Here is a 4642-nt window from a genome sequence, read left to right as displayed (position 1 = left end):
CCACCACGCCCTGTCCTCGGTGAAGAAATGGGGCGGCACGGTCGACGACTACCTCGCCGTGCATTCCTGGTTCGACCAGAGCAAGGAGATCACAGCCGATTTTCGGCACCGCGCGCTGCGCCACCATGCGGAGGGTATCTTCATGGCCGAGACCATCTTTGGGCCGACCCTGACCCTCTCGACCGGACGCATCATCCCGACCCGGTGGGTCGGCGAGCAGCATGTGAAGGAAGACCTCGGCTTCATCCCGAGTTTTGCCGACTGGGTGAAGGCCATCCGGCCCGAGCCCTGGATGGGTCGGACCGAACGGATCGAGGCACAGGTCGATCCGCATCTCGCTTCGCCCGTGGTCGAGGTCATGTGACATGACCGATCCCACTTATCGACGTCTTGGCTTGCCGCCGACCGCTTCGCGACTGGCAGTGGTTCGCGCGGCGGTCCGGGCGCTACACCCCGACACGCGTGCTGTTTGCAGTCTCCGGCTGGCGCGCAAGCGCTTCTACCGGCAGATGCTCTGCGCTCATGCCGCACGACAGGCGGCGGGCGACACGCCGACCGGCTGATCGTTCCCAACTACCCCTTCATCCCAATCGATCGCCCGGCCTCCTGGCCGGGTCTTCCCCATTCAGGAGGTCCCCATGGCGGATTACTTCACCCATTTCTCATGCCTGATCGACGTCGGCAGCCCCGACAAGGCCGCCCGCGCGCTCGCGCTGTTTCAGGAACTTCGCGCTGCGGATCAGGACGCTGACGACCCAGATGTCGCTGGCTTCGATCTCGTGCACCAGGATGCCCCCGAGGGCAGCAGCCTCTGGATCCATGACGACGAACACGGCGATGTCGAAGCCGTCATCCGCTTCGTCTTGCGGCTCGCCGAAGACCTCGACCTCACCGGCCTTTGGGGGTTCCAGTATGCTCTGACCTGCTCCCGGCCGCGGCTCGACGCCTTTGGTGGCGGCGCGCATGTCATCGATCTCGGCGCACGCAAATCCATTGGCTGGACCAGCAGCCAGGAATGGCTGGCCGCTGCGCTGAATGAGGAGGGCGTCGATGCCTGAGCTCATCTGCACCACCGTCTACCAGTTCCCCGAACTCTCGGATGCGGCCAAGGAAAAGGCGCGCAGCTGGTATCGCGAGCTTGGCCCCCACGACGATTGGTGGGACGCGGTCTATGAGGATTTCGAGCGGGTCTGTGCGCTCCTCGGCATCCGCCTGAAGACGACCCCCGTCCGTCTGATGGGCGGCGGGACGCGGGCCAAGCCCTGCATCTGGTTTTCCGGCTTCTGGAGCCAGGGCGACGGGGCCTGTTTCGAAGGCTACTGGTCCCACGCCAAGGGCGCTGCCGCGCGCATCCGGTACTATGCCCCGACGGATGTGACGTTGCATGGAATTGCCGACCGGCTGCAGGCCATTCAGCGGCGGAATTTTTACCAGCTCGCCGCGGAGGCCAGCCAACGTGGCCGCTATTACCATGAATATACCATGTCGATCGACGTCACGCGGGGCAGCGCGACCTGGCAGCCGCCGACTGAGGACGCGGAAGAAGTCGTGACCGAGGCGCTGCGTGATCTGGCCCGCTGGCTCTACCGCCAACTTGAAGTCGAATACGACCATCTCACCTCGGACGAGGCCATCGAGGAGGGGATCATCGTCAACGAGTATACGTTCACAGAAGGAGGGCGGCGGTTTGGGTGAGCTGATCTCGTTCCACGCAGACAAGCGGGGGCTAGTCTGTTGTCAGATTTCGGCAATGCTCACGGCTTCTGCCGCACGACCGTCATGACCCGGGAATATTGTTTGATCCAGATGGCTTTATCTGGGCTCAACCATTTAATCAGTTCCATGATCTGACTATACTCAGCGGTGATATTTCGATGAAGAATTGGTTCATGATGAAATACGCGGTTGCGAAATTCACGGACATCGTCACAGCGCTTGTATAGTTGTGCATAGGAAACAGGCCCCGGCAGGTGAGGGAATTCTCCATGCAGATTTGCCCAGAAGACGGGTTCGTGCCTTGGCAGCAGCATTTTCACCCAGAATCCAAAATTGAGCTCTGCGGTCATTCGCCCTGAGGTAACCGCGCCCGTTGTGACGAGCTTGTCGCGTGCTGTTTTTACTATGCGCTTGCCGCCGCTCTTGATCTGCAAGAGAAAGGCAGGGTCATCCCACCATTGCGGACCATAGAGCGCGATGAGGCGAGCGACGATTATGTTCCTTAGACTGACCTCGGCTGCGCTCAGTACAGGGAAGAAAGCCTCACTGAGCTGAATGTTCCAGCCATAGAGGGCCAGAGCGCGATCTGGATTGTGACCAGCAGCAACGAGGTACTTCGTGAGGCGTTCTTGAGAAATTATATTTGTTACCAAATACTTAATGCTCCGATCGACTGTTCGCGTACCGTCAGACTGCGCTTGACAGTCGTGCGAAGATACCCATATATGAGAGCAATCGAAGGCAAAGTCAGGCCTTCAAACCCTTAGAAGCCCGCGACAGCCGTTACAGGTCCTCGCGGGTTTTCGCTTTTTATACATCTACTTACGGAAATCCAAGAAGATTTGGCGAGGCAAACTCTCAGCCCAATATGGTGCGGTGGCGCTTGGTCATCCCACTATTCTGCTTCTAGTCGACCTTCACCAGGAATGGCTCTTCCAAGCTCAGAGTTATGACGTGTGAAGATACCGCAGGCCTGTGACCCCGTTCGTCGGGGGGCGAGCGCCCCGTTCCTGTCACTTGTTCCCGTCGATCCACTTCGACAAGAGCCCCTTGTCGCGGAAGCATTCGTCCGGAACGGCGCGCCTTTTGATCCGGGCGAGTTTTTCAGCGAAGGCCACCTGCTTGGACGTGGGCAGCCGGTCCATGTCCGATACCGGTTTCAGCTGGGCCTGAGCCTCGATCCAAGCGCTCAAAGATCGCCGGTCTTGCTGAACCTCCCAGGGCAGGAGCGTCCGGTTGCGCAGGGCGAGCGACCGCGCATAGGCAATCTGCTTGGGCGTTACGGGCAGGGCGTGCTTGGTGCTTTCCATGGTGGAACCCCCTTTTTAGCTTGGTTCCAAAATAGAACATAACAAGAACAAAATCAAGCCAAGCGTCGGGAACACCTTGGTGCGAGAGGGAGAGACGAGCCGGGAAAGATCAGGTCCGAGGCTGCCCGAGAGAGGGTGTCCGGGCCTGATCCTGTCCTTCATTCCGGAGTTTCCCGATGACCCATCTTGCCCCTGTTGCGCAGGCGTCCTTGCCTGCGCCCTTTGTCCCGTTGGCAGCAAATCCTGCCCCTGCGATCGTTGCTGTTGCCGAAGCGCTGCAGCCCGATCTGGCGCAAGGGCTTCAGATCGACGCGCTGCGCCTGCGCCGCGAGATGGAACATGCCTTTGGCGGTTCCGATGCGACCGGTGCTTGGGACTGGAAGCTCGCCTATGAGGCGGGCGAGGTGGCGCTGATCCTCTTTCTGCGAAAGTTCGGTCGGGCGCTGCTTGCGCGTGCCGGCTCGCCTGCGGCGCTCTTGCCGATCCTCGCCAAGGTGGCGGGTCTCTTGCCCACGCACACCCGGCGGTCGGAAGAGATGGAGCGCTTTCAGCAATTCTCGACGCCGCTGCCCATGGGGCTCGCGGCTGTGGCGGCAGCACAGATCACGCCCCGCGATTTAGTCTTGGAGCCGTCCGCCGGGACCGGACTCCTGGCGATCCTCGCAGAGATCGCGGGTGGCAGTCTTGCGCTGAACGAGTTGGCCGACACCCGCGCCGATCTTCTGCGCCTGCTGTTCCCGGGCCGCCCCGTCACGCGGTTCGATGCCGCGCAGATCGACGATCACCTTGGCGAAGAGATCCGCCCGAGCGTCATCCTGATAAACCCGCCTTTCTCGGCCCGAGCCAATGTCGATGGTCGGTCGACCGAGGCGACGGCCCGGCATCTGCGTTCGGCCCTCGCGCGTCTGGCCCCCGGCGGACGGCTCGTCGCCATCACAGGGGCCGGTTTCGCGCCGGATGCGCCGGCCTGGGCCGAGACCTTCGGCCGTCTGACCGAGACGGCCCATCTCATCTTCACCGGCGCGGTGTCGGGCGCAGCTTTCGCCAAGCACGGCACCAGCTTCGAAACGCGGATTTCTGTCTTCGATAAATGCCGCGGCGGCGAGCCAGGCGGCATCACCGCAGACCTGCGCCAGCCCCTGTCTCCGGACGTGGCGCATCTGATGTCTCGGGTCACTGCAGAGGTTCCGCCGCGCCGCGAACTGGAACCGGCCGTAAATGCGGGTCTGGGCCACTCTTCCCTCTTCCCGGGAAGTCCTGCCCGCGCCACACACACAACCACCAGCCGCTCCCGCGCGACATCTGCGGCTCAACCGGAGAACACCGGCACGTCAATCGAGGCCGAGGACCTGGACTACGCACTCCGCGACGCCGCCGGGGACGCAGACACGACACGGCTGTCCGACGCGATCTACGAGACCTTCCGTCTGCAGGCGATCGAGATCCCCGGCGCCGCCTCGCATCCCACCAAACTGGTGCAATCAGCGGCCATGGCCTCGGTCGCTCCGCCGAAACCGAGCTATCGTCCCAAGCTTCCGGCGGCCATCCTGCGCGACGGCCTGCTGTCCGACGCGCAGCTTGAGACCGTCATCTACGCGGGCGCAGCTCACGGCGCT

At 62.3% G+C, this 4642-nt stretch carries 7 protein-coding genes; 5 read left to right on the top strand and 2 right to left on the bottom strand.

Features of this window, described 5'->3' with window-relative positions:
• From DJ029_RS22320 to DJ029_RS21325, 4 genes are all read left to right on the top strand, one after another.
• A partial coding sequence (locus tag DJ029_RS22320) for a DUF6915 family protein (protein WP_112324475.1) occupies nucleotides 1-364 on the top strand: 364 nt, incomplete at its 5' end.
• Between the two features lies 1 nt (nucleotide 365).
• Nucleotides 366-563 (top strand): hypothetical protein, encoded by a 198-nt coding sequence (locus tag DJ029_RS21335; protein ID WP_081874991.1) that lies wholly within the window; start codon nucleotides 366-368, stop codon nucleotides 561-563.
• A 75-nt stretch (nucleotides 564-638) separates the two neighbouring features.
• Nucleotides 639-1058: a hypothetical protein gene (locus DJ029_RS21330; RefSeq protein WP_112324474.1), complete on the top strand. Its 420-nt coding sequence runs from the start codon at nucleotides 639-641 to the stop codon at nucleotides 1056-1058.
• Complete coding sequence (locus DJ029_RS21325; RefSeq protein ID WP_112324473.1) at nucleotides 1051-1695, top strand: antitoxin of toxin-antitoxin stability system; 645 nt, start codon at nucleotides 1051-1053, stop codon at nucleotides 1693-1695. The genes DJ029_RS21330 and DJ029_RS21325 overlap by 8 nt, the downstream gene beginning before the upstream one ends.
• Before the next feature lie 59 nt (nucleotides 1696-1754).
• Here DJ029_RS21325 and DJ029_RS21320 read toward each other — a convergent pair whose 3' ends face one another.
• A complete protein-coding gene (locus DJ029_RS21320; protein ID WP_232823174.1) occupies nucleotides 1755-2369 on the bottom strand; it encodes an Abi family protein in 615 nt (204 codons plus the stop codon).
• Between the two features lie 360 nt (nucleotides 2370-2729).
• Nucleotides 2730-3026, bottom strand: coding sequence for a hypothetical protein (locus DJ029_RS21315; protein WP_112324472.1), 297 nt, complete (start codon nucleotides 3024-3026; stop codon nucleotides 2730-2732).
• A gap of 176 nt (nucleotides 3027-3202) precedes the next feature.
• On the opposite strand from DJ029_RS21315, the gene DJ029_RS21310 reads away from it, so the two are divergent.
• On the top strand, nucleotides 3203-4642 hold a 1440-nt coding region (locus DJ029_RS21310; protein ID WP_198671240.1), incomplete at its 3' end, for a strawberry notch-like NTP hydrolase domain-containing protein.

It is taken from the genome of Oceanibium sediminis (assembly GCF_003265325.1).
GTDB classification, from domain to species: Bacteria; Pseudomonadota; Alphaproteobacteria; order Rhodobacterales; family Rhodobacteraceae; genus Halovulum; species Halovulum sediminis.
This window is presented reverse-complemented; position numbering and strand designations above follow the sequence as displayed.